This window comes from Inquilinus sp. NPDC058860, from assembly GCF_042743185.1.
Lineage (GTDB): Bacteria > Pseudomonadota > Alphaproteobacteria > DSM-16000 > Inquilinaceae > Inquilinus.
This window is the reverse complement of record NZ_JBHYMS010000070.1, coordinates 1-26,642: the sequence shown is the minus strand read 5'-3', so window position 1 is coordinate 26,642 and position 26,642 is coordinate 1. Positions and strand designations below refer to the sequence as shown.

27 protein-coding genes are annotated in these 26,642 nt (G+C 64.6%); 21 read left to right on the top strand and 6 right to left on the bottom strand.

Features of this window, described 5'->3' with window-relative positions:
* A complete protein-coding gene (locus ACFW16_RS31650) occupies window positions 1–501 on the bottom strand; it encodes a hypothetical protein (protein WP_380312850.1) in 501 nt (166 codons plus the stop codon).
* A 609-nt stretch (window positions 502–1,110) separates the two neighbouring features.
* Between ACFW16_RS31650 and ACFW16_RS31645 the strand changes: the two genes are divergently transcribed.
* Window positions 1,111–1,608 carry a sigma-70 family RNA polymerase sigma factor gene (locus ACFW16_RS31645; protein WP_380312848.1) on the top strand — a complete coding sequence of 166 codons (498 nt, stop codon included), beginning with the start codon at window positions 1,111–1,113 and terminating at the stop codon, window positions 1,606–1,608.
* Between the two features lie 28 nt (window positions 1,609–1,636).
* Complete coding sequence (locus ACFW16_RS31640; RefSeq protein WP_380312846.1) at window positions 1,637–1,876, top strand: hypothetical protein; 240 nt, start codon at window positions 1,637–1,639, stop codon at window positions 1,874–1,876.
* Between the two features lie 181 nt (window positions 1,877–2,057).
* Here ACFW16_RS31640 and ACFW16_RS31635 read toward each other — a convergent pair whose 3' ends face one another.
* Complete coding sequence (locus ACFW16_RS31635; RefSeq protein ID WP_380312844.1) at window positions 2,058–2,348, bottom strand: hypothetical protein; 291 nt, start codon at window positions 2,346–2,348, stop codon at window positions 2,058–2,060.
* Window positions 2,349–2,483: 135 nt separating this feature from the next.
* Here ACFW16_RS31635 and ACFW16_RS31630 point away from each other — a divergent pair, with 135 nt between their 5' ends.
* Window positions 2,484–2,807, top strand: a complete 324-nt coding sequence (locus ACFW16_RS31630; RefSeq protein ID WP_380312842.1) for a hypothetical protein — start codon at window positions 2,484–2,486, stop codon at window positions 2,805–2,807.
* Window positions 2,808–2,877: 70 nt separating this feature from the next.
* On the opposite strand, the gene ACFW16_RS31625 is transcribed toward ACFW16_RS31630, so the two are convergent.
* The 4 genes from ACFW16_RS31625 to ACFW16_RS31610 all read right to left on the bottom strand — a co-directional run bounded on the left by ACFW16_RS31625 (window position 2,878) and on the right by ACFW16_RS31610 (window position 7,492).
* The gene (locus tag ACFW16_RS31625) at window positions 2,878–4,260 is read right to left on the bottom strand and encodes an IS1182 family transposase (protein WP_380312840.1); all 1,383 of its coding nucleotides are present in this window, start codon (window positions 4,258–4,260) and stop codon (window positions 2,878–2,880) included.
* 242 nt (window positions 4,261–4,502) lie between these two features.
* Window positions 4,503–5,063: a sugar O-acetyltransferase gene (locus ACFW16_RS31620; RefSeq protein WP_380312838.1), complete on the bottom strand. Its 561-nt coding sequence runs from the start codon at window positions 5,061–5,063 to the stop codon at window positions 4,503–4,505.
* Between the two features lie 309 nt (window positions 5,064–5,372).
* Entirely contained in the window at window positions 5,373–6,572 is a 1,200-nt protein-coding gene (locus tag ACFW16_RS31615) for an IS256 family transposase (RefSeq protein ID WP_380312835.1), read from the bottom strand.
* Between the two features lie 281 nt (window positions 6,573–6,853).
* Window positions 6,854–7,492, bottom strand: a complete 639-nt coding sequence (locus tag ACFW16_RS31610; RefSeq protein ID WP_380312833.1) for a CGNR zinc finger domain-containing protein — start codon at window positions 7,490–7,492, stop codon at window positions 6,854–6,856.
* A gap of 286 nt (window positions 7,493–7,778) precedes the next feature.
* On the opposite strand from ACFW16_RS31610, the gene ACFW16_RS31605 reads away from it, so the two are divergent.
* The 18 genes from ACFW16_RS31605 (at window position 7,779) to ACFW16_RS31520 (ending at window position 26,199) form a co-directional block, all read left to right on the top strand.
* A complete protein-coding gene (locus ACFW16_RS31605) occupies window positions 7,779–8,633 on the top strand; it encodes an alpha/beta fold hydrolase (RefSeq protein WP_380312830.1) in 855 nt (284 codons plus the stop codon).
* 22 nt (window positions 8,634–8,655) lie between these two features.
* Window positions 8,656–9,627 (top strand): zinc-binding alcohol dehydrogenase family protein, encoded by a 972-nt coding sequence (locus tag ACFW16_RS31600; protein ID WP_380312827.1) that lies wholly within the window; start codon window positions 8,656–8,658, stop codon window positions 9,625–9,627.
* A gap of 170 nt (window positions 9,628–9,797) precedes the next feature.
* A complete protein-coding gene (locus tag ACFW16_RS31595; RefSeq protein ID WP_380312824.1) occupies window positions 9,798–10,136 on the top strand; it encodes a hypothetical protein in 339 nt (112 codons plus the stop codon).
* Between the two features lie 17 nt (window positions 10,137–10,153).
* Entirely contained in the window at window positions 10,154–10,843 is a 690-nt protein-coding gene (locus ACFW16_RS31590; protein WP_380312822.1) for a manganese catalase family protein, read from the top strand.
* A 585-nt stretch (window positions 10,844–11,428) separates the two neighbouring features.
* Window positions 11,429–11,599, top strand: coding sequence for a CsbD family protein (locus tag ACFW16_RS31585; RefSeq protein WP_380312819.1), 171 nt, complete (start codon window positions 11,429–11,431; stop codon window positions 11,597–11,599).
* Between the two features lie 120 nt (window positions 11,600–11,719).
* Complete coding sequence (locus ACFW16_RS31580) at window positions 11,720–12,214, top strand: ferritin-like domain-containing protein (protein WP_380312817.1); 495 nt, start codon at window positions 11,720–11,722, stop codon at window positions 12,212–12,214.
* Window positions 12,215–12,503: 289 nt separating this feature from the next.
* Window positions 12,504–13,391: a hypothetical protein gene (locus ACFW16_RS31575; protein ID WP_380312815.1), complete on the top strand. Its 888-nt coding sequence runs from the start codon at window positions 12,504–12,506 to the stop codon at window positions 13,389–13,391.
* A 214-nt stretch (window positions 13,392–13,605) separates the two neighbouring features.
* Window positions 13,606–14,238: a tyrosine-type recombinase/integrase gene (locus ACFW16_RS31570; protein WP_380312812.1), complete on the top strand. Its 633-nt coding sequence runs from the start codon at window positions 13,606–13,608 to the stop codon at window positions 14,236–14,238.
* A 245-nt stretch (window positions 14,239–14,483) separates the two neighbouring features.
* The gene (locus ACFW16_RS31565) at window positions 14,484–15,296 is read left to right on the top strand and encodes a nickel-binding protein (RefSeq protein ID WP_380312810.1); all 813 of its coding nucleotides are present in this window, start codon (window positions 14,484–14,486) and stop codon (window positions 15,294–15,296) included.
* A 792-nt stretch (window positions 15,297–16,088) separates the two neighbouring features.
* Window positions 16,089–16,544 (top strand): DUF3788 domain-containing protein, encoded by a 456-nt coding sequence (locus tag ACFW16_RS31560; protein ID WP_380312808.1) that lies wholly within the window; start codon window positions 16,089–16,091, stop codon window positions 16,542–16,544.
* 327 nt (window positions 16,545–16,871) lie between these two features.
* On the top strand, window positions 16,872–17,891 hold the full coding sequence (locus tag ACFW16_RS31555; RefSeq protein WP_380312806.1) for a helix-turn-helix transcriptional regulator: 1,020 nt from the start codon (window positions 16,872–16,874) through the stop codon (window positions 17,889–17,891).
* A gap of 414 nt (window positions 17,892–18,305) precedes the next feature.
* Window positions 18,306–19,223, top strand: a complete 918-nt coding sequence (locus tag ACFW16_RS31550; protein WP_380312803.1) for an NADP-dependent oxidoreductase — start codon at window positions 18,306–18,308, stop codon at window positions 19,221–19,223.
* 203 nt (window positions 19,224–19,426) lie between these two features.
* Window positions 19,427–20,080, top strand: coding sequence for a nitroreductase family protein (locus tag ACFW16_RS31545; RefSeq protein WP_380312801.1), 654 nt, complete (start codon window positions 19,427–19,429; stop codon window positions 20,078–20,080).
* Window positions 20,081–20,114: 34 nt separating this feature from the next.
* The gene (locus ACFW16_RS31540; RefSeq protein WP_380312799.1) at window positions 20,115–20,660 is read left to right on the top strand and encodes a carboxymuconolactone decarboxylase family protein; all 546 of its coding nucleotides are present in this window, start codon (window positions 20,115–20,117) and stop codon (window positions 20,658–20,660) included.
* A 710-nt stretch (window positions 20,661–21,370) separates the two neighbouring features.
* On the top strand, window positions 21,371–22,324 hold the full coding sequence (locus ACFW16_RS31535; RefSeq protein ID WP_380312797.1) for a helix-turn-helix transcriptional regulator: 954 nt from the start codon (window positions 21,371–21,373) through the stop codon (window positions 22,322–22,324).
* Between the two features lie 478 nt (window positions 22,325–22,802).
* Window positions 22,803–24,008 (top strand): NAD(P)/FAD-dependent oxidoreductase, encoded by a 1,206-nt coding sequence (locus tag ACFW16_RS31530; protein WP_380312795.1) that lies wholly within the window; start codon window positions 22,803–22,805, stop codon window positions 24,006–24,008.
* 143 nt (window positions 24,009–24,151) lie between these two features.
* Window positions 24,152–25,060 (top strand): MBL fold metallo-hydrolase, encoded by a 909-nt coding sequence (locus tag ACFW16_RS31525; RefSeq protein WP_380312794.1) that lies wholly within the window; start codon window positions 24,152–24,154, stop codon window positions 25,058–25,060.
* Window positions 25,061–25,362: 302 nt separating this feature from the next.
* Window positions 25,363–26,199, top strand: coding sequence for an alpha/beta fold hydrolase (locus ACFW16_RS31520; protein ID WP_380312871.1), 837 nt, complete (start codon window positions 25,363–25,365; stop codon window positions 26,197–26,199).
* Window positions 26,200–26,642 lie beyond the last annotated feature (443 nt).

The following is a 26,642-nucleotide window of genomic DNA, read 5'->3' as shown; positions in this document are numbered from 1 at the left end:
TCACCCCTCCGACACGGAGCGGCTGATCGGACAGCGATCACCACACGAGGCCCAATCGCACCGCCGGCAGCCGCGATCGGCGTCCGCCCGCCGCCGGTGTTTCGCGCAGAGCATCTGATCCATGATGCGGACGAGTTGCGCACGGTCGTCGGCATCCAGCGGCGCGAGCAGCGCCGCCAGCGCGTGGATCCGGGCTTCCGTCAGCCTCGCGACCATGGCTCTCCCGGCTGGGGTCAGATCCAGCGCCACCTCGCGACCCGAGCGCGATCGGCTCAGCAGGCCATCGTGCTGCAAGCGATCTGCTAGCCGCACCGCTCCGGAATGGGTCAGGTCGAGACGCCGTCGCAGCCAGTCCAGGCTGCGGCCGCCATTGTTCGCGATCAGCACCACCGCTTCATGGGCGCTTTCGTAGAGCGGCTCGCCGGCGCCTGCCGCCTCTACCTCATCGGTGATCGTCAGCCCGAACGCGCCGAGCAGGTTCGTAACGTATGAGTCACTCATACGATCGCAACATGGGCGGGCGGGTCTGAGTTCCTTCAGTCAGGCACTGCTACAGTTCCTCAATTTGCAATCTAACGTCTACACACGGTCGGCGAAGAAGCTCGGCCGGCGCTCACCGCACACATTCCACTCGGTGGATGCGGACACGGACCACAGCCGGCTCGAGCTCTCCTGTTTCCGACAACGGACATTGGTCGGATCGGCCCTCCGCGGGCTCATTTCCGACCGTCCTGGCCCACTTGCCGCGCCCAATGCCGGACATCGCCGAGGTTCCTCCAAAGCATCCCTGCCGGCTTCCGCCGAGGAGTGGGACAATACTTTGCGCACCAACCTCCGCACAGGCTTTGATGGCGAAGCCGTATTGCCGCGATCAGGAAATGTGGACGCGCTCAAGCCCGATCTCGTCCGGACCGGATTCGCAGCCCATGATGAAGATAAACACAAAAAGATATTCTAACATTTGTCAAATTCGTTCTCTGTACTCGGCCCAGAAGCCCGGTTATACCAGTGATGTAATTTAGATATCGACAACATTCGGACTCTATTCCGGAACAAAAGCGATATCGAGATGTTTTGGAAAGCGCAGTCCATCGGAACGGAGCGAGTCTGATGCCATCAGAAAGCACTTCGCCGAGGCAAGTTTTCGAGGATCACGTTGGCCCTGTGATTGGTGACCTGCGTCGCTATGCGCGAAGCCTGACACGGAACCCGACCGATGCCGACGACCTGCTTCAAGACACTTTGACGCGAGCCTACGTCAAATTCCGCCTGTGGGAGCCCGGTACGAATCTGGTGGCTTGGCTGGTCGTCATGATGCGCCGGATCTACCTGTCGGGGCTCTCCAGCCTGCGCGCACGAGCAAGGACAGCACCCATCGAGGAGTGGACCGGGTCGCACGGGCCGAACCAGGATCTGGCGGTCGAGCTCCAGGAGGTGGCGCTCGGCATCAGAAAGCTCTCGCGGACTCACCGGCGAATGATCCGGGTCGTGGCGATCCGCGAGACTCCCTACGGCGAGGCGGCCGACCGCCTGAAAGTCCCCGTTGGAACGGTCCGTTCGCGTTTGGGACGGGCGCGGAATCAGTTGAAGAGCGTTCTCGCGCGTTGAGAGGCGCGTCTTTCGAATGGAGACGATGATGCAGCGTCGACCGGCGACCACAGAGATCCTGGTGATCGACGCATATCGTCAGAGCCGCGGTGCTGGACTCGACGAATGGAGCGCCTGCGAAGCGGCGCTCGCGGAATTCAGAAACCGGCATCCCGAAGCATCGGTCGAGTATGCGAACGGCTTCATCGCCCGGGCGCTCGCGACACTCCCGCCCCGCGCTCCCGAATGGCCTTCGCCGCGGCCACGGCACAGATCAAAGGTGCCGTGACGATCCGGTGCCGTCCCGGCTGACTGCGGCCTGTTCAGCAGCCGGGACGACCTTCTGGTCCTCGGAAATATCGCAACCCAGCACCTCGGCCCCAGCCCGAGTTCGCTTCGCCCGGATCTATCCGGGCAAGATGGTGAGGAGCACTGCGATGCAAACCTGGCGTGTGTTCAATTCCCAAGGCTCACCCGTGCCCCCGGACATCCAAGGCGAGGACCTGGTCTTCACATCCCTTCTGCACCGCAACGGCGCACGCCACAGCATCGACGACGGAGCCGAACTCGACGATCGCGCCGTCGCCCATCAGCTTGACGATGCGGCCATGGTGCTCGACCAGCTGCGGATCGATCACCGCGCATCGCAAGTCCTTGATCGCAGCGAGGGTCGCCGCCTCATCGGCCTCCATCAGGCGGGAATACCCGACGACGTCGGCAGCCATGATCGCAGCGCGCCGCCGGTTCACAGGCACAACCATGCCGACACTCTCCAGAGCGCCTACACCGCCCGTTCCGCATGTCGCTCATTGGTGCGCTTCGCGAGGCCGAGGTCGGCGCCCGTCCACAGCCCCGGTTAGCCGTCGACTCCGGCATATCATACACCTGCCGGAGCTGTGACGCGATGGCACGGCACGGTGCGGCGAGCTGGAGAATTCCAGCCCAGAGCCGTGCGCCGCTGCCGTGCCAGACTGAACGAGGGCGAGCACGAGCTCGCCCGGGCGGTATTCTTCCACCAGCGCGGCGAGATCCTCATAATTTCGCGCTGTCTGCGTGACCGCAATCTGTGGGGCGGCGAGCAGTCCGAGCAGATCACGATCCGTCACAGCGAGTTCGCCGCCGATCGCTTCGCGCGCGAGGCGACGCCGGCCAACCAGTTGGCGGGGAGCGCGCCATCGGGCCAGCGCTGCCAAATGACCGCAATCCGCCGATTCTGTTGAAGAAGTCGGCTGCCGAGAGAGCGCTGGAGCGACGGCGAGCAGGCGCTGTGGAGCCTGAGCCTGAGGCCTGTCAGGCCGGTGTCGGCTGCGGCATCGGGATGAGCTTGGCGAGCTTTCGGAGGTTCTGAGCGGCGGCGGCGAGGTGGAACTCGTCTCGGGCGCCGTTCGGCCCTCGCAACCGCAAGCGGTCGAGCTTGAGGATGCGTTTGAGGTGGGCGAACAGCATCTCGATCTTCTTCCGCTCGCGGCACGAGGTGGCATAGGCGTCGGTGGCGGCGATGTCGCGCGCCATGTCGCGAGCCCCTTCGTGGATCGAGCGCGGGACCTTGCAGGCGGGGGTGTTCGGGCAGCAGCGAGGCTTCAGCGCGCAGGCGTCGCAGTCCAGCTTGCTGGCGCGGTAGCGGATCATGCCATCCGCGTCGACGAGCGGGCGCGGCGTCCGATAGGCCCTCCGGCGCGGCCTGAGTTGCTTGCCGGCGGGGCAGAGATAGGCGTCGGCCTGGTAATCGTAGGTGAAGTCGGCCCGCTCGAAGGTGCCGTCGCTGCGCTCGGATTTGTCGAAGACCGGGATGTGAGGCTCGATCCCGCGCTCATGGACCAGCCAGCGGAGCATCTCGGCCGAGCCATAGGCGCTGTCGGCGGCCAGCCGTTCGGGATAGAGCCCGAAGCGATCCTGGGTGCGGTCAATCATGGTGCGGGCCGCGCCGACCTCCGCCTGGCGGATGGCACGGCTCGCCTCGACATCGACGATGACCGCATGGTCGAGATCGATCAGATAGTTGGCGGCGTAGGCGAAGAAGGCGTGGCCCTTCAGCGCCCCCGTCCACTGCGCAGCCGGGTCGGACCTCGAGACGAACTTGGGCTTGGCCTCACTGGCGGCGCCCCAGGCCGCCTCGTCCAGCGTGTCGAGATACTCCCGGACCGAGCGGCGGGTCGCCGCCATCGCCTCCCAGTCGACCGCCTCCGATCCCTCCGCCGAGCGCTGCTTGTTGGCATCCGCCCGGATCAGGCTGGCGTCGGTGGCGAAGCCGTTGCCGCCGACCAGCCCGGCCTCGATGCAGTGCCGCACCGTCGTCTCGAACAGCTCGCGCAGCAGATCGCTGTCGCGGAAGCGGCCGTGCCGGTTCTTCGAGAAGGTCGAATGGTCCGGGACATCGCCCTCCAGGCCGAGCCGGCAGAACCAGCGATAGGCGAGGTTCAGATGCACCTCTTCGCACAGCCGGCGTTCCGAGCGGATGCCGAAGCAGTACCCGATCAGCAGCATCCGGATCATCAGCTCCGGATCGATCGAGGGCCGCCCGATCTCGCTGTAGAAGGGCCGCAGATGCGCGCGGATGCCGGACAGATCGACGAACCGGTCGATCGAGCGGAGCAGGTGATCGGCCGGCACGTGGCGCTCCAGGTTGAACTCGTAGAACAGCGCCTCCTGCATCACCGTCCGCTCGCCCATCATCGCTGCGTCCTCCTCTGCCCAGGACGACTGAATCAGGACTTCACACCGCCAGCAACGACGACTTTTTCAACACAATCGGCCAAATGCGGACATCGCGTCGGCGCCTCGACTCCGGACAATACCCAATCCCACTGGATCCGGCCTTTTCGGCCGGCTCGGTCCGACGAGGATGCCCGAAACCGGCCATCGCAATCGGCTTTCCGAAGCGGACCTGGCCAGCTTCGTCCCTTGCGGATATTCCTTCAGTCGTCGCCGATCGAACGAATGACCCGCGCCGGATTTCCTCCGACAAGGGTATTCGGGGGAACGTCCTTGGTGACTACCGAACCCGCAGCCACAACCGAGTTTTCGCCTACTGTCACCCCGCCGATGATCGTTGCGCCGGCTGCAATCCAGACGTTTCTCGCAATCACGATGGGCTTCCCGATTGTGGCGGCACGGCGCTGCGAAGGTTCAAGGGGATGGCCCGTCGTGATGATGCTCACGTTCGGCCCGATCATCACATCGTCTGCGATGTCGAGCCCGCCAAGATCATAGAAAGTGCAGTTTTGATTGACGAAGACATTACGCCCGACGCGGATTTCGTCACCGCCGGCGGTATAGAATGGCGGGATCAGTAGAAAGCTCTCGTCTACCGTTTTACCGATGAGTTCGCTGAACAAGGCCCGGATTTCGTCTGCATCGTTGAACGTCAAACGGTTGAGTGTGGCGGTGATCGCCATCGCTCGTTTGACGTTTGCCAACATGGCTGCTGATTCCGGCGTCCTGCTGTAAATTATCTTTGTGCTGTCCTCATTCGACATTCGTTATTTTCCCCGGGCTACGGTTGAGCGTGCGTTTCGGCGCACCGAGATTCGCTGAGTGTAGCGACAAAGCGGAAGGGCCGGATTCCATCCTTCCCTGTCGGCCCGACCAGGCCGGAGGGCGCCATAACTGGACTCCTCTTCCGGGTCTCGGAGGCGGACAATCAGCCGACTGACCTGGATCGATCCTTTGTCGTGTCGGCCAGAGCGAGATCGCGCTGGGGTTCGGAACGACAGCGGATCGTGTCCCTGGGAGTGGTGTAGGAGCGGCGGGATGATCACCGCGATCTCCGGCATGGGCCGGATTGGTCAGGCGGCCATGATGGGCAGGCTGACGAGGGGATCATCACCCAAGGCAGAGACGCTTTCCAGGGTCATGTAGCGGCAGCGCTGGACGGCCCATTCGTCGTTCTGCTCGATCAGTAGGGCGCCGACGAGGCGGAGGATGGCGGCCTCGTTGGGGAAGATGCCGACCACCTCGGTGCGGCGCTTGATCTCGCCGTTGAGCCGCTCCAGCGGGTTGGTGGAGTGGATCTTGGACCAGTGGTCCTTGGGGAAGCCCATGTAGGCCAGGACGTCCGCCTCGGCCTGGTCCATGAAGGCGGCGAGCTTGGGCAGCTTGGGCCGGAGCTGGTCGGCGACACGGCGCCACTGGGCCTGGCCGGCGGCGGCATCCTCCTGGGCGAAGGCGGTGGCGATGAAGGCGGAGACCACCCGGCGGCCGCTCTTGCCGGCATGGGCGAGCGCATTGCGCATGAAGTGGACCCGGCAGCGCTGCCAGGTGGCGGCCAGCACCCGGGCGGCAGCGGCCTTGAGCCCCTCATGGGCGTCGGAGACCACCAGCTTGACACCACGCAGGCCGCGGCGGGCGAGACCGCGCAGGAACTCGGTCCAGAAGGTCTCGGCCTCGGACGGCCCGACATCCAGGCCCAGCACCTCGCGGCGGCCGTCGGTGTTGGCCCCCACCGCCACGATTACCGCGACCGAGACGATCCGGCCGGCCTGGCGGACCTTCACGTAGGTCGCGTCGATCCACAGATACGGCCAGTCGCCCTCGATCGGGCGGGTCAGGAAGGCCTGGACCTTCTCGTCGATCTCTTCGCACAGCCGCGACACCTGGCTCTTGGAGATGCCCGAGCCGCCCATGGCACGGACCAACTCGTCCACCGAACGGGTCGAGATCCCCTGGACGTAGGCCTCCTGGATCACCGCCGTCAGCGCCTTCTCCGCCAGACGCCGCGGCTCCAGAAAGCCAGGGAAGTAGCTGCCCGTCCGCAGCTTCGGGATCCGCAGTTCCACCGTGCCGGCCCTGGTCTCCCAGTCGCGGTCGCGGTAACCGTTGCGCTGTGCCTGCCGCTCCGGGGTCTTCTCGCCGAAGGCCGCGCCGGTCTTCGCCGTCACCTCCAGCTCCATCAGTCGCTGGGCGGCGAACCCGATCATCTCCCGCAGCAGATCCGCGTCAGCACTCTTCTCCATCAGCCCGCGCAGGGCCATCATGTCCTCGGTCATCTTCGGTTCCTCGGTCCAGGTTGGTGTCAGCAACCAAACCCGGAGAACCGCAGATGACCACCTCGCCCTGCTGTCGGCCTCCTACACCACTCCCAGGGACACGATCCGACAGATCCGACAGCGCGTGTAAAACGTCTCAGGCGCACCATCCAGTAGCCGAGATCTATTCAGGTGCTCGACGACTATTGCGGTGCCGCCTCAACGACTCAGCAGACACGGGCAGCCCCTGGCGAGTCGGAAGCGCTACCAACACCCCGCGCCGTATTCGCAGCGAGAGAGAATCAGACCTCTTGCTGCCCATTGACCTTCTCCTTCAGCCGCTGACGGTGCGCCGCCTGCTTCGCGCGGTTGCCGCAGATCGCCATGCTGCACCAGCGTCGGGCATGGCCCCGCGTGTGGTCGACGAACATCAAGGTGCAGGCGGGCCCCTCGCACGCCTTGACGTGGGTGAAGTCCTCCTCGCACACGAACCGCGCCATCGCCTCGGCGATCGGCAGCAGCAGCGAGTCGGGCGAGCGCCAGCGCCGGAGGCTCCGCAGTTCCAGCCCCGCCGCCCCGTCGCGCGCCGCGATCTGAGCGAAGCCCTCGTCCCGCTCGAGCATCCGGTTCAGGGGCTGGAGGTCGTGCAGCGCGTCCGCGGCCAGCGGGCGCCCCTTCCGGTCCTCGACGAAGCCCCGGAACCATTCCCGCAGGCTGCGCGCCTGGGCCGCGACGCTGTCGAGCTCGCCCGGCATCGCCGCCTCCCGCACCGCCGCCAGAGCCGGTGCCGAGACCAGCCCGGATTGCTCCAGCCAGGAGAGCAGCCCGTCGCCGTCGGACAGCCAGTCGATCCTGGTGTCCAGCGGCGTCGCGACCGAGTTGAGGAAATCCAGGCCGAGCGCGTCGGCGAGGAAGATCGCAGGAGGGTGCTGATGTGTCACGGCGGCCCCGGTTGTGGTCACTTTTCCGATAAGTAACCTCAAAAACGCCCCTTGACAAGTTATCTGAACCGATCATAACCCCTCCAGAGTGACCAAAGAGGTTACGATATATGTCACGACCCTGCCTCGGAAATCGCTGATTAAACATGCGACGCGGGGGAGCTTGGTGATCTGCACGTTGGCCCGGTCGGCCCAACGCCGTTTGCCCGATTCGTAACCGCACTCCTGACCGAAACCAGTTACGCAATGCGGGCCGCGCATGCCCGCTCATCTTTGGAGACCTGCCATGACAGCCATCCGCTACCGCCAGACCGATGTCGACGGCTTCAGGATCTTCTACCGGGAGGCCGGCTCGCCCGGCGCCCCGAAGCTGCTGCTGCTGCACGGCTTCCCCAGCGCCGGCCACATGTTCCGGGACCTGATCCCGCTCCTGGCCGACCGCTTCCATGTCGTGGCCCCCGACCTGCCGGGCTTCGGCCAGTCCGACATGCCGGACCGCGCCGCGTTCCGCTACAGCTTCGACGGCATCGCCCAGGTGATCGACCGGTTCACCGAGGTCATCGGCTTCAGCCGCTACGCGGTCTATGTCTTCGACTACGGCGCGCCCACCGGCTTCCGGCTGGCGCTGCGGCACCCCGAGCGGATCGCCGCCATCATCTCGCAGAACGGCAACGCCTATCAGGAGGGGCTGAGCGAGGGCTGGAACCCGATCCGCGCCTATTGGCAGGACCCGTCCGCGGCCAACCGCGAGGCCCTGCGCGCCATCCTGACGCCCGAGACCACGCGCTGGCAGTATGTGCACGGCGTCGCCGACGAGACCCTGGTCTCGCCCGACGGCTACACGCTCGACAGCCACTACCTGGCCCGGCCGGGTGCCGACGAGGTGCAGCTCGACCTGTTCCTCGACTACGCCAGCAACGTCGCGCTGTACCCGGAGTTCCAGGCGTATTTCCGCAAGCACCGGCCGCCCTTCCTGGCGGTGTGGGGCAGGAACGACCCGTTCTTCCTGCCGGCCGGCGCCGAAGCCTTCAAGCGCGACCTGCCGGATGCCGAGATCCGCTTCTTCGACACCGGGCATTTCGCCCTGGAGACGCATGCCCGCGAGATCGCGGACGCCATCCGCGTCTTCCTCGCCCCGTAACCGTACGCCACAGGAGACCCTCATGCGCGCCATCGTGCTGGAGAAGTTCGGCGGGCTGGACAGCCTGGTCTACCGGGAGATCCCGGAGCCCGAGCCCCTGCCCGGCCAGGTCGTGATCGAGATCAAGGCCTTCGGCATCAACCACGCCGAGATGCATATGCGGCGGGGCGAATGGGCGGAGGCCGCCCAGGTGATCGGCATCGAATGCGTCGGGCTGGTCAAGGCCTGCCCCGGCGGCGAGGTCCCGGTCGGCGCCAAGGTGGCGGCGTTGATGGGCGGGCTGGGCCGCACCATCAACGGCAGCTATGCGGAATACACCCGCGTCTCGGCCTCCAACGTCGCCCTGATCGACGCCGACCTACCCTGGGCCGAGCTGGCGGCCATCCCGGAGACCTATGCCACGGCCTGGACCTGCCTGTTCCGCAACCTGGAGATCGCAACGGGCCAGCTGCTGGTGATCCGCGGCGCCACATCCTCCTTCGGCCAGGCGGCCGTGAAGATGGCGGTGAACGCCGGGGCCCGGGTGATCGCCACCACCCGCAACCCCGACCGCTTCGCCCTGCTGACCGCGCTCGACGCGGAGCGGGTGGAGTTGGAAGCGCCTGACCTGTCGAAGCGGATCGCCGAGGCGAAGCGGATCGACGCCGTCCTCGACCTCGTCGGCAACAGCACGATCCTCGACTCCCTCGCCATGCTCCGCCGCGGCGGCCGAGCCTGCCTGGCCGGCTGGCTCGGTGGCCTGGCCCCGATCGCGGACTTCAATCCGCTGCTGCAGATGGCGAGCGGTGTGTATCTCACCTTCTTCGGCAGCTTCGTGTTCGGGACACCCGGCTTCCCGCTGTCCGACGTGCCGCTGCAGGAGATCGCCCGCGACGTCGCGGCCGGGCGGCTCAAGGCCAAGCCGGCGCGGGTCTTCAGCTTCGACCAGATCCACGAGGCCCACCGCGTGATGGAGGCCAACGAGGCCGGCGGGAAGATGGTCGTCGTCCTGTGATGGGTGACTGCCGGCCATAGCGGTGGCGTTGCGCCGGCAGACAACACCGCCGTTCGGCGGCCGAGCATACGGAGACCGTCCGGTAACGGAGTTTGTTCACCAATCCCAGGCAGGCGGTCTTGGCGCTCATCAGCGCACGCTTGCCGAAGATCCACGGAGAGGAAAGATCCATGTCTCAATCTGAAATGTTCGAGATCCTCATTCTCGGCAGCGGCCAGGGTGGCAAGCTGCTGGCCTGGACCCTGGCCCGTTCGGGCAAGAAGGTCGCCGTGGTGGAGCGGCAATGGGTCGGCGGGTCCTACCCGGCCGTGGCCTGCCTGCCCAGCAAGAACGAGATCTGGAGCGCGCGGGTCGCCCACCTGGCGCAGCACGCGACGCGGTTCGGCACGGCGACCGGCCCGGTCCGCACCGACATGGCGGCGGTCCGCGCCCGCAAGCAGGGCATGGTCGATCGCGAGATCGCCTGCCCAGCTTGCGCGAAGGCGGCAGCGCGGGGCGAGACGCGTTGATCCACGAGGCCCTGGCGATGCCTCACTTCGCCATCCTCAGCGGCGGTGGCCCGCTGCTGGAGGATAGTCAGGGCAATCCTTGGAGCGGCGCCTATGTCAATGCCAATGGCGACCTGACCGTCGATCTCCGCTCCAACATCGCCGCCGAATCCCGCGCCAAGATCGTCTACGAGTACCTGCTGAAGTTCACCGACGATCCCTATGTGCGGGAGACCCTGCGCTTCCTGATGACCCGCGAGATCACGCATTTCCGGCAGTTCGAGGCAGCGCTGGAGACCGTGCAGCCGAACTACCCGCCTGGGATCCTGCAGGGCGACCCGCGCCATGTGGCGACCGCCTACAACATGTCGCAGGGCGAGGACCATCGCGGACCGTGGAACGAAGGCGCGCAGGCGCCGTTCGGTCGCGACTGGCTATACGTCTCCGACCCGGTCGCCAATGTCGGGATGACCCAGGGCGAAACCCTGCATGACGACCGCGACGTCGAGGCCGACACCGATGGGGAAGAGGTCGAGAAGAAGCTGAGCCAGCAGCGCAGCGGCGAGATCTCGGCGGCCGAAGGGGAGCCCGGCGATCCGTGGACGAGCTATGACGACGTGCCCCGTCCCATGTCCTGGGATCCATCGGACGACGCGCCTTCATCCCCGGGCGGCAAGTCACGCGGCAAGAAGAACGGGGAGTCTGGCCGGTCCGGCAGGGCCCATTGATTACCGACCACGCAGGCCGAACGACGGTCTCCAGGCTGGTCGGAGCCGAAGCAAATTGTTGACGGTTGGGACTGATAGCTGAATTGCCACTGATCGCGACAGGGGAACCACCCCTGTCGCGCCCAGGCTCAATCGAGGATAGACAAGACATCAAGGCGCTTTGCTGGCGCGGCAAGGCGGATAGTGGCTGGGGTATCGTGCCTGATCCCAGGACCAAACATCCGCGGGACGCGATCATCAAGGTCACCTCCTACGCGATCTGCGGCTCGGCAATCAGACGGAAACGGCTCCTCCGTGCGGAACACGCCGAGGAAACCGGCATGCCAGCATCGCTCGTGCAGTGCCAACCCACGCTTGAGCGTGCTGAAGGCGAATATCCTCTCCAGCATGCTCAGAAAGGACAGAAGGCCGGCAATGGTCGTGCCCGAGTAATGGCCTGGCCGTCGGGTAAGATTATAATTTGTTATATTATTAATCCTTGTCTCGACCGTTTCGAATCGCTTCGCCACTGAGAAATAGGACCTTGGCGGAACGAATTCAAGGCAACGCCTATTCGTCTGTTGTCTGCAACTCCGGAGACTCGACATGGACAAAGATCGGATCGCTGGCGCCGCCAAACAGGCGAAGGGCGCCGTGAAGGATGCCGCCGGAAAGGCCACCGGCGACCGCGACCTTCAAGCCGACGGCAAGATGGACAAGGCCGAAGGCAAGCTTCAGAAGGACGTCGGCAAGGCCAAGGACGCCGTCAGACGTTGAAATCGGTTTAGACGACGACAAGCAATCGTCCTCTGTGCTGAATACTGGGCGCGCCATTGCTTCATTTGTGGCGCACTCAGCCGTTCCCTGCCGCTGGGCGACATTCGATAGGGGTATCCCATGGCAACGACTGAGAAGACACTCGACGATCTGTTCCTCGACACGCTGAAGGACATTTATTACGCCGAGAAGCAGATCCTGAAAGCCCTCCCCAAGATGGCGAAGGCGGCACAATCCTCGGAGCTCAAGGCCGCCTTCGACACGCATCGCGATGAGACCGAGGGCCAGGTCGACCGCCTCGAGAAGGTGTTCGAGCTGATCGGCAAGCGGGCGCAGGGCAAGATGTGCGACGCCATCGTCGGCATCATCGACGAGGGCAAGGAGATCATGGAGGAGTTCAAGGGTGCCTCCGCGCTCGACGCCGGCCTGCTCTCGGGCGCCCAGGCCGTCGAGCACTACGAGATCTCCCGCTATGGCACGCTGAAGGCCTGGGCCGCCAAGCTGAACCTGCCCGAAGCCGTGCGGCTGCTCGACCAGACGCTGCAGGAGGAGAAGAAGACCGACCAGATGCTGTCGAGGCTCGCTGAGAGCAGCCTCAACCAGAAGGCGGCCTGACCCGAGGGCGCCACGGCGAGCGGATGATCCGTCGAAAGCGAGCCGTCCATATGCTGGACCACATCTCGCTCGCCGTGAGTGCTCTCGAACGATCGAAGTGCTAATGGCTACCAACTGGAGCGTTCATCTGCACTTCATGTGGAACGCGGCGGATCGAGCCGCCATTGATCAGGCACCAATCTTTTTCTAGGAGGCTAAAATGGGCCGCGGAATTCTGCTTTGGCTGCTCGGTGTGCCTATTCCCATCATCATCATCCTGGCCCTTCTGTTCCGGTAAGGGGGCCATACCATGACCACGACATTCTCAGACGCTCCGGGAATCGCCTCGGCTGCCCAGACCCCTCGGTCCGCGGTCGCCTGGGGCGCGATCTTCGGCGGCGCTGCGGTCGCCGCCGCGGTATCGCTTGCGCTGATGATCCTGGGCGCCGGTTTCGGACTTACCATCGTCTCGCCCTGGAGCAATTCAGGCGTGAGCGCGGGCACCTTCGCAGTGACCACGGCGGTCGGGCTCGTGGTGATCCAGTGGATCGCCTCCGGCCTCGGCGGCTACATCACCGGCCGGCTGCGGATCCGGTGGGTCGGCATCCATACCGACGAGGTGTTCTTTCGTGACACCGCCCACGGCTTCCTGGCCTGGTGCGTGTCGACGCTGCTGGTCGCGGTGCTGCTCGCTTCGATCGCCTTCGGCACAGCGTCGACCGGCGTGCAGGCCGGCGCCACCGTCGCCTCCGGGGCCGCGCAGGGCGCGACGGCTGCGGTGTCGGCCTCGGCGCCCGGAGATCCGACGGGCTATTTCGTCGACCAGCTGTTTCGGCCGCCGCCCGGCAGCCAGGCGGCGCCGGCGGATCGTGCCGATGCGCGGCAGGAGGTCACCCGCATCATGGTGAACGGCGCCGCCACCGGCACGCTTCCGGCTGCCGACAAGAGCTACTTGGCCCAGATCGTGGCGAGCCGGACGGGCCTGAGCCAGGCCGACGCCGAGAAGCGTGTCAACGACGTCGTTGCGCAGATCGACGCCGCAGCGGCGAGGGTCAAGCAGGCGGCCGACGCCGCCCGCAAGGCCGGCCTGGCGACGGCCTTCGCCACCTTCCTGTCGCTGCTGATCGGCGCCTTCATCGCCGCTGTCAGTGCAGCGCTCGGTGGCCGGTTACGCGACGATCCTCAACTGGTGCGCTGACGCCCATGCCACGAAGAAACCCCGACGGAAGCCGGGGTTTTTTCTTGTGGTGCGCCAGGCATGGCGTGAGGTGTGCAAGCACCGTTTGGCCGGGGTGGTATCCGGCCGAAGACTTGGAGGTGAGAGTCCTCTACGGGCCCTGGTGATGGGAACCGTTATCCGCCTGCTCGCATCGACGGGCGTTGTGGCGGGAGGGTGGCCAGGAGTGATAGCCATGGCCACCGCAGATGATCCAAACCCCTTAGCAAGCCGGCGAATCCCGTGGAACAAGGGGCAGCTGGTCGGACAGAAGCGACCGCTAAAGCCGAAGGATGTCTGGTCCATACGCGCTCGGCTCGAAATCGATGGTCGTGAGCGGGATCTGGCACTGTTTAACCTTGCGATCGACAGCAAGCTCCGGGCCAGCGACCTAGTCAGTTTGAGGGTCGAAGACGTTCAGGTCGGCGGGCGTGTCCGCGAGCGTGCGACCATCATCCAGCAGAAAACCGCCCGGCCGGTCCAGTTCGAGCTGACCGACAACACACGGAAGGCCCTACAGGCTTGGCTGATGCACCGCGGCTCAGGCGCAGGCTTCCTGTTCCCCAGCCGCAGCCGGAGCAAGTCTCATCTCTCAACGCGCCAGTATACCCGCCTCGTCCATGGCTGGGTGTCGGACGCCGGCCTCGACAGTCCGGCCTACGGAACCCACTCGATGCGGCGCACCAAGGCAGCCCAGATCTACCGCAAGACCGGCAATCTGAGAGCGGTCCAACTCCTGCTTGGCCACAGGAAGCTGGAAAGTACCGTCCGATACCTCGGCATTGAGGTTGACGATGCCCTCAGCATCTCCGAACAACTTGACCTCTGAGGGACTTGCAAGGGCGCGTATAGCGCCCGACGTGTCACGCCTGCCGGGAGCGGATCTTTCCCCCTCCCGGCCGGCCCGCGCCACAAGCCGACATAGTTATGGGCCCGCAGAGCGGACGGTCCTGGAAGCTCCGGGGATTCACCACGGCCCACCGTGAGCACGGTCAAGCGTGCGCCACCGCGGGGGATCTCCCGCATCTTCGCCCGAAAGCGTACTATCTCCCGGAGTGGCACAGGGAGGCGCCGATGCCGATCTTTCTGGACCGGCACGATCTCAGAGGACTCACGGCCGCTGATATCGCCGAGGCACATCGCAAGGACCTCGAGCTCCAGTCACGCTATGGGGTGCGCTTTCAGACCTACTGGTTTGACGAAGCGCGCGGCACGGGATTCTGCCTGATCGACGCCCCGGACATCGAGACGGCGATGAAGGTGCATGCGGAAGCCCACGGCAATGTGGCAGTCGATGTGATCGCCGTTGATCTCTCTGCGGTCGAGGCCTTTCTCGGCCGCGTCACCGACCCATCTCCCGCAAGCCCGGCGACCTCGACGGCGCATGACGCTGCCTTCCGGGCGGTCATGTTCACCGACATCGTCGGTTCGACGGCCATGACAACAAGGCTTGGCAATGCCCGAGCGGTGGAAATGGTGCGCGCTCACGACGCTCTGGTTCGTCGAGCGCTGCAGGAACGGGCGGGCCGTGAAGTCAAACACACCGGGGATGGGATCATGGCGGCGTTTGGCGACGTCGTTGCGGCGGCGGATTGCGCTTGCGGCATATTGGGGGCGTTCGAGGCCTTCAATCTTGCGAGCACCGAGAAGCTCCGGCTGCGGATCGGGCTCGACGCTGGGGAGCCAATCACCGACAGCAATGATCTGTTCGGCACCACCGTCAATTTGGCCGCACGCCTTTGCCAGTCCGCCGATCCAGACTCGATTCTCGTTTCACAGACTGTTCGGGACATGCTCCCCAACCGATTCGGCGTGAGCGAGCTTGGGTCCCGGCCAATGAAGGGGTTTCCCGTGCCGGTCGTCGTCTATTCGATCGCTTGGCAGTGAAGCTTCTCGGGATGGGGCACGGCACGGCCTCGTTCGCTTTATCACGCCACCTATCCCAGGCCGGCCCGCGCCATTTCCGGCCACTGCGCCGGCAACTCCAAAGCGGACATCCTCGACCAAATCCCCACTCAGTCCTTGCGAACGTCGATGAGAGCGATATCGTCGCTGCAGCCTCAGCCAGGCCGGGAGGCTAGACTTGGCGAGGCGAAAAGCCGGGGCGCAGTAGTGAGCCTCTCCCGTCCCGCCCGGCACCATTCTCTGCCTTTCTCATCCCTACCGGCTGAACCGGCCGGCCCGCGCCGATAGGAGACGTAGAGCTGGGATCTCCGAAGCGGACACGCGCCGCGATGGCCAGAGTCGATCTGTTACGGGCCAAGTGAAGCTCTACCGTGACCTCGCACAGGCGAAGCAGTTACGCGGCTCATCGTTGACGTTTGGATGCATGATCCATCATCGAAGCAGCCCTTTGCGCTCCAGGCCAGCCTTCTCCGTCGCCTTGGCGGAGCCAAGGTTCGTAGGGAAACGGTTCCGCGGACAGTTGAGAGAAGAACGTGCCGGGAGTCCCTATTCCGTGTCCGCAAATCCACGGGCCGGATTTCTGCTTTGACAGCCAATTCGCCAACGCGCCAAGGTCCGTGACAGAACTCCCGACTCTGCAACGGAAGAAGTATCAGGCGCAACACAGATTCAAACCTCGGGAACACGATGACACATCTTTGGCGTGAGATCAATGTGCGGGCCGCCAAATCTTCCGAATCGTTCGTGATGAAATTGTGGTGAAGGGAAAGCGGCATGGAACAGTGCCCCCAGATCGGAGATAGGATCACCGACAAGTCAGCACCGCCCGATGACAGCACTATCCGCGACTGGATCGGACCGGGTGCGTTCAAGTATTGGGCCGAGCTGCAGAACTGGATCGAGGAATTCTACCCCGGTGTTTTCACGCCGGAATGGCTCTATGGCGGCAAGAAACGCGGCTGGTCCCTGCGCTACAAGAAGACAAGGGCGTTCTGCACCTTCCTGCCGGAATACAGGCGGTTTTCCGCCGTGGTAGTCCTGGGAGGAGCAGAGCGAGAGAAGTTCGAGGAGCGGCGTTATCTCTGGCGCTCGCAGTTGGTCCAGCTTTACGATGAAGCCCAAACATACCCGGACGGCAAATTCGTGACAGTTGCGATCTCATCCGCAGATGATCGGCATGATGTGACGGAGCTTTTGACTATGAAGCGCCCCCCACCGTCGCGCGGTTGAATGTCAAGCATCTGTCGGCTCGATCACGAGCCGCAATCATTGCGAGAACGGCGAGCGAAGGGCTGATACAGCCTGCAGCGCCGCGCATCGGTCGCCAAATCGAGTCGCAACAGGACCATGGCGGTTATGGTCGCCCCAATGACCTTTCGAACTCTCGACTCTCGCCTTCCGGAAGATGTCTAGCGCGCCCTCCCGCTCTCAGATCAACCTACAAATCTAAACCGGACGGCGGCAGCGGAGAGTCCTTTCGGCGTGCCTTAAGATCTTCAAGTATGAAGAGATGAGTCGACTTACCAGATTCACGGTTGAGTTTGTAAGCAGGTTACTATGCGGAACATGAGCAAATCGCGGGTCGGAAGCGGACAGGGAGAGCGGACCGATTCGTTGATCGCCGGCTCTGCCTCGAAGCTCTCCACCGCCGACCTCAACAACCTCATGCGTGCGCTTGAGATCGATGTCATCGCGCTCACCGAGATGCTGATTCCATCGGGCCATCGCGCCGAGATGGGGACGATCGACGCACCGGCGATCCATTACACTGTCAGCGGCAGGGGACGAATCTCGATCGGCAACGGGCCCTTGATGCCGCTCGAGCCCCATCTGCTCATCATCAAACCTCCGAATACCCCGTTCGCGATCGAAGTCGACGGAGCCAGCGGCCCGAAGAGGCTCATCTCTCGCGATTGCTGGAAGCAGCATGACGGCGTGTTGCGCATCGGGATGCCGGCCGAGCCGCCCGAGGTCATCCAGATCTGCGGCTTCTTCAACGCATCCTTCGGACAATCTATCGGGTTGTTTCGCGAATTGCAGGAGCCCGTGGTCGAGAAATTCGAGCCGACGGACAAGATCGACCTGAAGCTTCGCGAAGCGGTCGAGGAGCTTTGCGCCCAGGAAATCGGCATGGGCGCCATGACGGCTTCCCTGCTGAAGCAGGTCATCGTCGCCCTGGTGAGACGGTCGATGAAGTCCTCCCGCGCCTGGACTGATCGGTTTTCGATTCTGGCGGACCGGCAGATCACGCGTGCATTCGCCGACATGGTGGCGCGTCCGGGAGCCGCCCATACGGTCCAGAGCCTGGCACATAGCGCGGGTCTGAGCCGGTCGGCGTTCATGGCACGGTTTTCGGAGACCTTCGGCCGGTCGCCGATGGCCATCCTTCGGGACCTCAGGATGCGGCAGGCGGCGCTCGAGCTCACGACGACGTCGGCCCCCGTCGACGTCGTGGCCTACAACGCCGGCTACGAAAGCCGCTCAAGCTTCGTGCGGGCATTCCGCAAAGCCTACAGTGTCGATCCTAGCGAGTACCGGCAGCGCGCGAACAACGGTGAGGGTGACAAGGGCGGTTGAGCCGAACACTGCGCTCCGAGGCATCTCTCCCGTCAGGCATGCGACTTCAGAAGGGCATGCCGACAGCGACATCCGTTCATCCGTCGTTCATTCGTCCAAGGTGTTCATCGGGCTTTCACCATTGGCTGAGCTCGCTGCTTGGCAGAAGAAATGACCGGAAACGGCAAAGGGCGAGAGCAAGCCGCATGAGCTCGTGCACATCCGACGTTGCGACCCAACCGCGCCTTTTCCGGTCCTTTGCCAGATCCGGGCACGCCTGACGCTCTGATCCTCGGCGCCGGCCATCTCTGGATTCCGGAATGCGTGTCCGCCCGTCCAGGGATGCCCGACGGGGGTTTCATGGCGCCAGCACCAGTGGCAGCGTGGCTTCAGGATTCGGAAGACGACGAGCTACCGCACACAGGCAGGTGGACGATGAAGGCAATCGTTGTGACGGACCAGGCGGCGGGAACGGCCGGTATGAAGCTGGCCGAGCGGCCCGAACCGCAGGCAGCGATAAACGACGTCGTCGTTGAGGTTCATGCGTCGGGGTTCGTCCCGACTGAGCTGGCGTGGCCCTCGACCTGGACCGATCGCCTCGACCGTGACCGAACACCGTCGATCCCCGGGCACGAGCTGGCCGGGGCGGTCACCGCTCTCGGCTACGGCACGACAGGACTGTCCGTGGGACAGCGGGTGTTCGGCCTCGCCGACTGGTATCGCGACGGCACCCTGGCGGAGTATGCAGCGATCGAGGCACGCAACCTCGCTGCGCTGCCGGGCGATGTCGACTTCACGGTGGGTGCGAGCCTGCCGATCTCGGGCCTGACCGCGTGGCAGGGGCTGTTCGAGCACGGCCGCCTTCAGACGGGGCAGAGCGTCCTCGTGCACGGCTCGGCCGGCGCGGTCGGGTCGATGGTGACCCAACTCGCACGAGAGGCCGGCGCCTACGTCATCGGCACCGGACGCGCCGCCGACCGCCAGACGGCGCTCGACTTCGGCGCGCAGGAGTTTGTCGACCTCGACAACGATGTCCTGGAAGACGTCGGCGCCATCGATCTGGTGTTTGATGGTATCGGCGGCGACATCGGAAAGCGGTCCGCAGGCCTGCTTCGAGCGGGGGGAACACTGGTGTCCATCGTCGGGCCGGCCGAGGTGCGGCCCACCGACGGCCTGGCGGTTGATTTCGTTGTCGAGGCCGATCGTGCCCAGCTGAGCGAGATCGTCCAGCGGGTGCGGGACGGACGATTGCGACCACATATCGGCATCGTCTCGACCCTCGACGATGCCGTCGCCGCCTTCAACCCGACCGAGCGACGCCCGGGGAAGACGATCATCCGCGTCCGTCCCTAAGCTGCACGCGTCTTAAACGACACGCACCTATCGATGCATGCAGCCGGCCGGCGCTGTCCGGAACGGCCGGCTGCGCCCTGTTGCACGCGCCTGGGGCGACCCGGGATGCGATCCATCGCTCCTGGGATGAGATGCCGGACAGGCTCCATCCCAGCAGCACTTCCGGGAGAGTGAACGGGACCGCTCTTACTTCAATCCGTCCCTTGACCGAAGAAATCACCATGACCAACGGACATGCCATGACCAACGCCGTCATCGAATGCATTTTGAGCCGCAGCGCCGCCAAGTACTACGACCCGTCCGCCACCTTGAGCGATGACCAGATCCGCGAGCTGGTGCGGATCGGCACCACCGCGCCGACATCCTTCCACCTGCAGAACTGGCGCTTCATCGCCGTCCGCACGCCAGAAGCGAAGGCTCGGCTGAAGCCGATCGCCTGGAACCAGCCCCCCATCACCGAAGCGGCCGTAACCTTCATCATCTGCGGCCAACTGGCCGATTCCAGCGTGATACCGGAGCGCCTGGCACCGCTGGTGGAAGCGGGCATCATGCCGGCAACCATGGTGCCGGATTGGGAAATCCCCGCTCGCGGCCTGTATCTCGAATACCCGCAGCGCCAGAGGGACGAGGCCGTGCGCTCCGGCGCCATCGGCGCGACGGCGATGATCTATGCGGCCCGCTCGCTGGGCCTGGGTTCGACGCCGATGATCGGCTTCGATGCCGAAGCCGTGGCGCGCGAGTTCGGACTGGCCGAGAACGAGGTGCCGGTCATGCTGCTGTCCGTCGGGGCGGAACGCCCGGGAAACTGGCCGCAGAAGCCGCGCCGTCCGGTAGCCGAAGTGCTGGATCTCGTATGATTCCTCGTGAAATCAGCAGTTTGTGGAGACTCTGATGGCAAGAGCCGCGGCTCTGAAGCCGGACCAGGTGCCGGCCGATTCGAAGCCTACTCTCGATACGTTCACCAGGAGCATCGGCTTCACCCCGAACATGATGGCAACCTTCGCGCGAAGCCCGATCGCGTTCAACGCATGGGCCAACCTGCTCGGGTCCTTGAGCAAGGCGCTCGACGTGAAGACACGTGACAGCATCGGCCTCGCTGTCTCCGAAGTGAATGGCTGCAACTACTGCCTGACGGTTCACAGCTTTACGGCCGAGCATATGGCCCAGCTGCCGGCCAATGAAATCATTCTTGCTCGGAAGGGTCATGCCAGTGATCCGAAGCGTGACGCCGCCATCCAGTTTGCGCGCAAAGTCATCGAGGCCCGTGGCAAGGTCAGTGACGCCGATCTGAAAGCCGTCCGCGATGCCGGCTACACGGATGCGAACGTCATGGAGATCGTGGCGCTGGTGGCCATGTACTCGCTGACAAACTTTTTCAATAACGCGTTCGATCCCGAGCAGGACTTTCCCGCCGTTGCGCCGGCTGGCTCGATCTGAACTCTATCTGGTCGCATCGACCATATCCGAGGGTCCTCGGCTTCATGTGATCTGAGCGTAACGCCAAAGCCCAGATGCACCCAGGAGAGATTCCTGGGCACGCATCTGGGCTTTTCGTATGGGCAACGCGCGACATTTTTTCCGACGCACGATAACTGTCTTATCTCCGGCGTCGGCACTGCAACCGGAACGTCTGCTTTCCTTGGAAGCGGTCATTCGGCAACCTCGGTCGCGACTTCGCTTCTCACCCCTCCCCGCCGGCTTGGCACGGCTCGGATGCGCCATTTCCGGCCATCTCCGACGCTTCTCCAAAGCGGCGCAATCGAAGCCGGCCTGGAGAGGCCCTTCTGGCCAGCCCAGCGCCCCGAGACACTCCCGAAACCGGTCATAGAGACCAGCTCCCTGTAGCGGACGTGACCACGAGCGGTTCGCTGCGGACGTTTGATGCCGCGAAAACCCGCCGTCCAAATCGGCCTGTCCGGCGTGGATTTACTCTATAGTTCCGACCGAACGCTCGAGTCGGAACGACATCGAGCGTTCCATATCGGTTCTCGTGGTCGCCGTCGAAATTCATTCTGTATCCGAAATGAATCAGAGCCGTAAAATTGCGATTCTGATGAGCCGTGCCTCGGAGTATCTGTTTTGGCGACTGACCGAGCGCAAAGGCACTCCCAGGCCGATTATCCTCAACCCAATGCGAGCACTTGTCGGTGAGTAAGCCCAACTTGCGCGCACCCTTGCAGGAAGATTTGCCAGCCACGCCCGAAGCCCGCCAAAGCAGCGCGCGAAGTGCGGAGGAGCGTCTTGCCGATGTGGAGATGGCCCGTGTGCTCAGGACCACACCATTCCGCATGGCTTTGGACGCCTCCGGCGCCGGCATCACCCATTGGAAACACGAACCATTGCACGACGTCGTCGGGCCTATGAGCCACCACGTCATCATGGCTTACAACGGCTCGATTCAGCGCATGGAGCGGCGGTCGGGAAGATCGGTCGCGATTGGAACGTTTCGTCCCGGGGTCGTGATCATCATCCCCGAAGGATCGAGTTCCCGATGGGATATCCCGAAACCGGTTGACGTCGTTCAGCTCTATCTTCCCGACACAACGCTCAAGCGCGTTGCCGAGGAAGCCGAAAGCGTCACGGCGACCGATCTCCTGGAGCGAACGGCGCATCCCGACCCGATCACATCCCGATTGCTATTGAGCGCGGCTGATGCGCTGGAGGGCGCTGGGGCCCTGGATGCGCTGTTCAGGCATCAGCTGACCGACCTCCTGGCCACGCGCCTCCTGGTTGCGCACACCGGCTCGACAACCACATTCCAGCCGACCACGGGCGGGCTGTCGCCGAAGGTGCTGCTCCGCGCCATCGAACGGCTGCGCTCCGACAGCGATGACGACGTATCCCTCGCTGCCCTGGCTTCGGATGCCGGCCTGTCGCGCTTCCACTTCTGTCGCGCCTTCAAGGAAAGCACCGGGCTTTCACCTCATGCCTGGCTGCGCCAGCATCGGCTCGAGCAGGCCATGACAATGCTGCGCGATACCGACGCATCGGTCATCTCCGTCGCGGTCGCGCTCGGATATTCGTCTCAAACAGCTTTCGCCGCGGCGTTCAAACGGCTGACCGGCGATACCCCGAGCGATTGGCGGCGACGCACGCGTTAGCAGCAATCGCGCTGCAAGTACGGCAATCGCTCTGGCGCGGCTGCGGACCCGGTTCGGTAGATTTCCGCCCACATCAACGACGAGACGGAGACAGATGATGGGCCGGACCACCAGCGATTTCGCGACCACATCGCGACGAAGCATCCTCTGATACCGACGTCACCCGAATCTGAAGAGCATCACCGTGCCCACGCTTGTCGTTCACGGCGGTGACGAACGGATCGCACCCGTCGCCGACGTCGCGCCACCTTCGGCAAAGCTTCTGAAGCGGAGCACGCTCAAGATCGGCGAGACGCTCCAGCAGGGCCCAGTGCACGACGCATGCTGACGTCGTCAATGCCGAGCTGCCGTCGTTCATAACGGCCTAGCGCCTCCGCTTCACGTCTTCGCGTCATCGTCGATCCAAAGCTTCGCCGCCTGTTGGCAGTGGCAACGGTGGCGCGCGCTTTCCAGAAACTCAACCACAGGAGCAGACCCCATGCGACTCGTCATCATTGGCGCCGGCTTCGCCGGCATGTACGCCGCACTTTCCGCTGCCCGCCTGCGCGACATCAAGGGCGTCCCGCCCGGGGAGCTCGAGATCGCGCTCGTGGCACCGGAGCCGACGCTCGTCGTTCGCCCGCGGCTCTATGAGCCGAAGCCCGAGACACTGATGGCCCCGCTTCAGGACGTCCTCGAGGCCATCGATGTCGTCTACACCCAGGGCCGCGCGGAGGCGATCGATACCAAATCCCGCGCGGTGGAAGTCGTTACCCCCACAGGCACCCGCGAGACGGTCACCTATGATCGGCTGGTCGTGGCCACCGGCAGCCGGCTCTTCCGACCGAATATTCCCGGGCTCGCCGAGCACGCGTTCAGCGTCGACCAGCTCGACGACGCGATCACGCTCGACCGGCATCTGCACAGCCTGGCCGATCGTCCGGCAGGTCACGGGCGCGACACGGTCATTGTTGCCGGCGGCGGCTTCACCGGCATCGAGGTGGCAACAGAGATGCCGGCACGTCTGCGTGCGATCCTCGGCGAGAGCGCCAAGACGCGCGTCGTCATCGTCGAGCGCAACGATGCGATCGCCCACGACATGGGGGCAGGCCCCCGCCCCGTCATCGAGGACGCGCTGCGCAAGCTCGGCGTGGAGACGCGGCTCGGTGTCGGCGTCGCGGCGCTGGACGAGTCCGGCGTCACGCTCGCCGACGGCGAACGCATCGAAAGCGCGACGGTGATCTGGGCGGCCGGCATGCGCGCAGCGCCGTTGACCACACAGATCCCGGCCGAACGGGACAATTTCGGCAGGCTGCTTGTCGACCGCGACTTGCGCGTGCCTTCGGTGCACGGGGTCTTTGCCACCGGCGATGCTGCCAGGGCAGCATGCGACGATCTCGGCAACTACGCGCTGATGTCGTGCCAGCACGCCACGCGGATGGGCGCCTTTGCCGGCAACAATGCCGCCGCCGAGCTCCTGGGAGTCCCGACCAAGCCGTATCACCAGAAGGCATACGTCACCTGTCTCGACCTGGGCGAGGCCGGTGCCCTCTTCACCCGAGGCTGGGACCGCAAGGTCGAGATGGTCGGCGAGCAAGCGAAGAAGACCAAGCAGGAGATCAACACGGTTTGGATCTACCCGCCCCGGGCGCAGCGCGCTGCCGCCCTGGCCTCGGCCGATCCAGAACGTGTCACCGACCTGTAGGCGCCTTCGCGACATGGGCTGCGCTCCACGCAGCATCGTCGGCCGAAGCCTCCGCTTTGGCAGCAATCGTCGGGTACCAAGTTCAAACACAAGGATTTCAAAAAATGAACCAGATGAGCCGCAACTCTCAGCAGGAGACTGAAATGAACCTCGACAACACCGCACGCCCCGCACCCGAAGAATTGGTTCCGTCGCGCTACGCGCTGCGGATCGGCGAGATCGATGTGCTGGTGGTCAGCGACGGCGTGCTGCCGCTGCCGACCGCGATGCTGGGACACAACGCCGAGCCGGCCGTCCGGGCGGCCTGGCTGAACGACATGTACCTACCGCCGGACGCGTTCGACTGGTCGCTGAACGTCGTGCTGGTGCGCAGCGGCGGGAAGACCATCCTCATCGACGCCGGGCTGGGGCTGGACCCGGACCTGAACCTGCCGCGCGCCGGGCAGTTGATCAAGCGGCTCGAGGCCGCCGGCATCGATCTCTCCGCCGTGACCGATATTGTGCTGACCCACATGCACATGGACCATGTCGGCGGGCTGCTGGTCGACGGGGTGAAGAACCGGTTGCGTCCGGACCTGCGGATCCACGTGGCGGCCGCTGAGGTCGCGTTCTGGGAATCGCCCGATTTCACCCATACCTCCATGCCGCAGGGGTTCCCGGACGCGCTTCGGTCGGCCGCCAAGCGGTTCATGGATGACTACGGCAGCCATCTGCGGACGTTCGACGAGGAGCACGAGGTGGCGCCGGGGGTGGTCGCCCAACGCACCGGCGGTCACACCCCCGGGCACAGCGTGGTCCGCCTGGCGTCCGGCGGCGACCGGCTGACCTTCGCCGGTGACGCCGTGTTCGCGGTCGGGTTCGACCACCCGGAATGGTACAACGGCTTCGAGCACGACCCCGAGGAGGCGGCTCGCGTCCGGGTCCGTCTGCTGCAGGAGCTGGCGGCGACCGGCGAGATGCTGGTGGCCACCCACCTACCGTTCCCGTCCGTCGGCCGGGTGGCAGTCGCCGGCGACGCCTTCCGTTGGGTGCCGGTCTTCTGGGACTACTGACCGCATGGTGAGTTAGAGCCGGATTGGGGTGCGCGCTCATAGCGTCCATGAGGTCGCGCCCCAGTTTCCGTGCTGCAAACTTCGTACACCGCCATAGCACGCGTCCGTGCTGTCTCGATTGATCTGGCAAGCAACGGAGTCCTTCGATGGCCGAATTCACGACCTCTAGGCCGGTCGTCTCAGATCGCCGTGACTTTCTCGCACTCGGCCTTGGCGCTGCGGCGCTCGCCGCCCTCCCGCCCTGGCCGGCCTCGGCGCAGAGCCCCCTTCCCTTCACCCCCACACCCGGAGAGACCGCAAACATGGGAACGACTACGACGAGCGACGGCGTTGAGATCTACTTCAAGGACTGGGGACCGAAGGCCGCGCAACCGCTGGTTTTCCATCATGGCTGGCCGCTCAGCGCCGACGATTGGGACACCCAGCTCCTCTACTTTGTTGACAAGGGCTACCGCGTCGTGGCCCACGACCGGCGCGGCCACGGCCGCTCGAGCCAGGTCGCCGATGGCCACAACATGGACCACTATGCAGGCGACGTCGCCGCCGTCGTCGAACATCTCGACCTCCGGGATGCCGTTCATGTCGGCCACTCGACCGGTGGTGGCGAGGCGACCCGCTACGTTGCCCGCCATGGCCAGCCGCAGGGTCGTGTCGCCAAGCTGGTATTGATCGGCGCAGTTCCGCCGATCATGGTGCAGACGCCGGCCAACCCCGGCGGGCTTCCAGTCGAGGTCTTCGATGGCTTGCGGCAGCAACTCGCCGCCAATCGCGCGCAGTTCTACCTCGATTTCGCAAGCGGCCCCTTCTACAACTTCAACCGGCCCAACGCGAAGCCGTCTCAGGGGGTGATCCAGAATTGGTGGCGGCAGGGAATGATCGGCGGGGCCAAAGCGCACCACGATGGCATCAAGGCTTTCTCGGAGACCGACTTCACCGAAGACCTGAAGGTCATCGACGTGCCGACGCTCGTCATGCATGGAGACGACGACCAGATCGTGCCGATCGCCGACTCCGCGCTGCTGTCCTCCAAGCTGCTGAAGAAGGCAACGCTCAAGGTTTATAAGGGATTCCCGCACGGCATGTGCACGACGCATGCCGAGGTGATCAATCCCGATCTGCTCGACTTCATCAAGGCCTGAGCAGGCCGCTGCCAGGGATTCAGGCGGCGGTTGTCCTTACATCGCCGGGCGTCGCCAGCGCCCGGCCCTCACTGACTTGGGCGGCGGCGAGCTCGCCTGCTCATTCGCTGATGAGCCACGAACTACACTCGAGCCGATCGCCGCTCTCCTCCCGAGCCGCTCATTAGCGGCCTGGCTAGCCCGGCGGGAGAGCGCCATATCCAGCCACCGACGTGGGTTCTCTAAAGTGGCCGCCGACCAAACTGGCTAAATAGGGCCCTTCCCGGCCGACCTAGCACCCCGAAGGCTCCCAAAAGCGGTCATCGAACTCGGCTCCCCGAAGCGGACGCGACCGCCTATGGCTCTTTGGTACGCGTGAGCTGATGGCCGCGGATCAGGCGGCTTGGTCGAGCTGGCGGAGAGGCCGCCAATTCCATGGCAGCAAGTCGTCGATCCGTTTGATC

Coding starts and splice junctions, on each gene's coding strand:
- ACFW16_RS31615 (WP_380312835.1), bottom strand. CDS start 6,572: ATGACCGAGGACATGATGGCCCTGCGCGGGCTGATGGAGAAGAGTGCT.
- ACFW16_RS31590 (WP_380312822.1), top strand. CDS start 10,154: ATGCCTCACTTCGCCATCCTCAGCGGCGGTGGCCCGCTGCTGGAGGAT.
- ACFW16_RS31635 (WP_380312844.1), bottom strand. CDS start 2,348: ATGGTTGTGCCTGTGAACCGGCGGCGCGCTGCGATCATGGCTGCCGAC.
- ACFW16_RS31560 (WP_380312808.1), top strand. CDS start 16,089: ATGGAACAGTGCCCCCAGATCGGAGATAGGATCACCGACAAGTCAGCA.
- ACFW16_RS31585 (WP_380312819.1), top strand. CDS start 11,429: ATGGACAAAGATCGGATCGCTGGCGCCGCCAAACAGGCGAAGGGCGCC.
- ACFW16_RS31525 (WP_380312794.1), top strand. CDS start 24,152: ATGAACCTCGACAACACCGCACGCCCCGCACCCGAAGAATTGGTTCCG.
- ACFW16_RS31570 (WP_380312812.1), top strand. CDS start 13,606: ATGGCCACCGCAGATGATCCAAACCCCTTAGCAAGCCGGCGAATCCCG.
- ACFW16_RS31625 (WP_380312840.1), bottom strand. CDS start 4,260: ATGATGGGCGAGCGGACGGTGATGCAGGAGGCGCTGTTCTACGAGTTC.
- ACFW16_RS31565 (WP_380312810.1), top strand. CDS start 14,484: ATGCCGATCTTTCTGGACCGGCACGATCTCAGAGGACTCACGGCCGCT.
- ACFW16_RS31520 (WP_380312871.1), top strand. CDS start 25,363: ATGGGAACGACTACGACGAGCGACGGCGTTGAGATCTACTTCAAGGAC.
- ACFW16_RS31595 (WP_380312824.1), top strand. CDS start 9,798: ATGTCTCAATCTGAAATGTTCGAGATCCTCATTCTCGGCAGCGGCCAG.
- ACFW16_RS31575 (WP_380312815.1), top strand. CDS start 12,504: ATGACCACGACATTCTCAGACGCTCCGGGAATCGCCTCGGCTGCCCAG.
- ACFW16_RS31580 (WP_380312817.1), top strand. CDS start 11,720: ATGGCAACGACTGAGAAGACACTCGACGATCTGTTCCTCGACACGCTG.
- ACFW16_RS31650 (WP_380312850.1), bottom strand. CDS start 501: ATGAGTGACTCATACGTTACGAACCTGCTCGGCGCGTTCGGGCTGACG.
- ACFW16_RS31555 (WP_380312806.1), top strand. CDS start 16,872: ATGCGGAACATGAGCAAATCGCGGGTCGGAAGCGGACAGGGAGAGCGG.
- ACFW16_RS31620 (WP_380312838.1), bottom strand. CDS start 5,063: ATGTCGAATGAGGACAGCACAAAGATAATTTACAGCAGGACGCCGGAA.
- ACFW16_RS31550 (WP_380312803.1), top strand. CDS start 18,306: ATGAAGGCAATCGTTGTGACGGACCAGGCGGCGGGAACGGCCGGTATG.
- ACFW16_RS31530 (WP_380312795.1), top strand. CDS start 22,803: ATGCGACTCGTCATCATTGGCGCCGGCTTCGCCGGCATGTACGCCGCA.
- ACFW16_RS31605 (WP_380312830.1), top strand. CDS start 7,779: ATGACAGCCATCCGCTACCGCCAGACCGATGTCGACGGCTTCAGGATC.
- ACFW16_RS31640 (WP_380312846.1), top strand. CDS start 1,637: ATGCAGCGTCGACCGGCGACCACAGAGATCCTGGTGATCGACGCATAT.
- ACFW16_RS31600 (WP_380312827.1), top strand. CDS start 8,656: ATGCGCGCCATCGTGCTGGAGAAGTTCGGCGGGCTGGACAGCCTGGTC.
- ACFW16_RS31540 (WP_380312799.1), top strand. CDS start 20,115: ATGGCAAGAGCCGCGGCTCTGAAGCCGGACCAGGTGCCGGCCGATTCG.
- ACFW16_RS31645 (WP_380312848.1), top strand. CDS start 1,111: ATGCCATCAGAAAGCACTTCGCCGAGGCAAGTTTTCGAGGATCACGTT.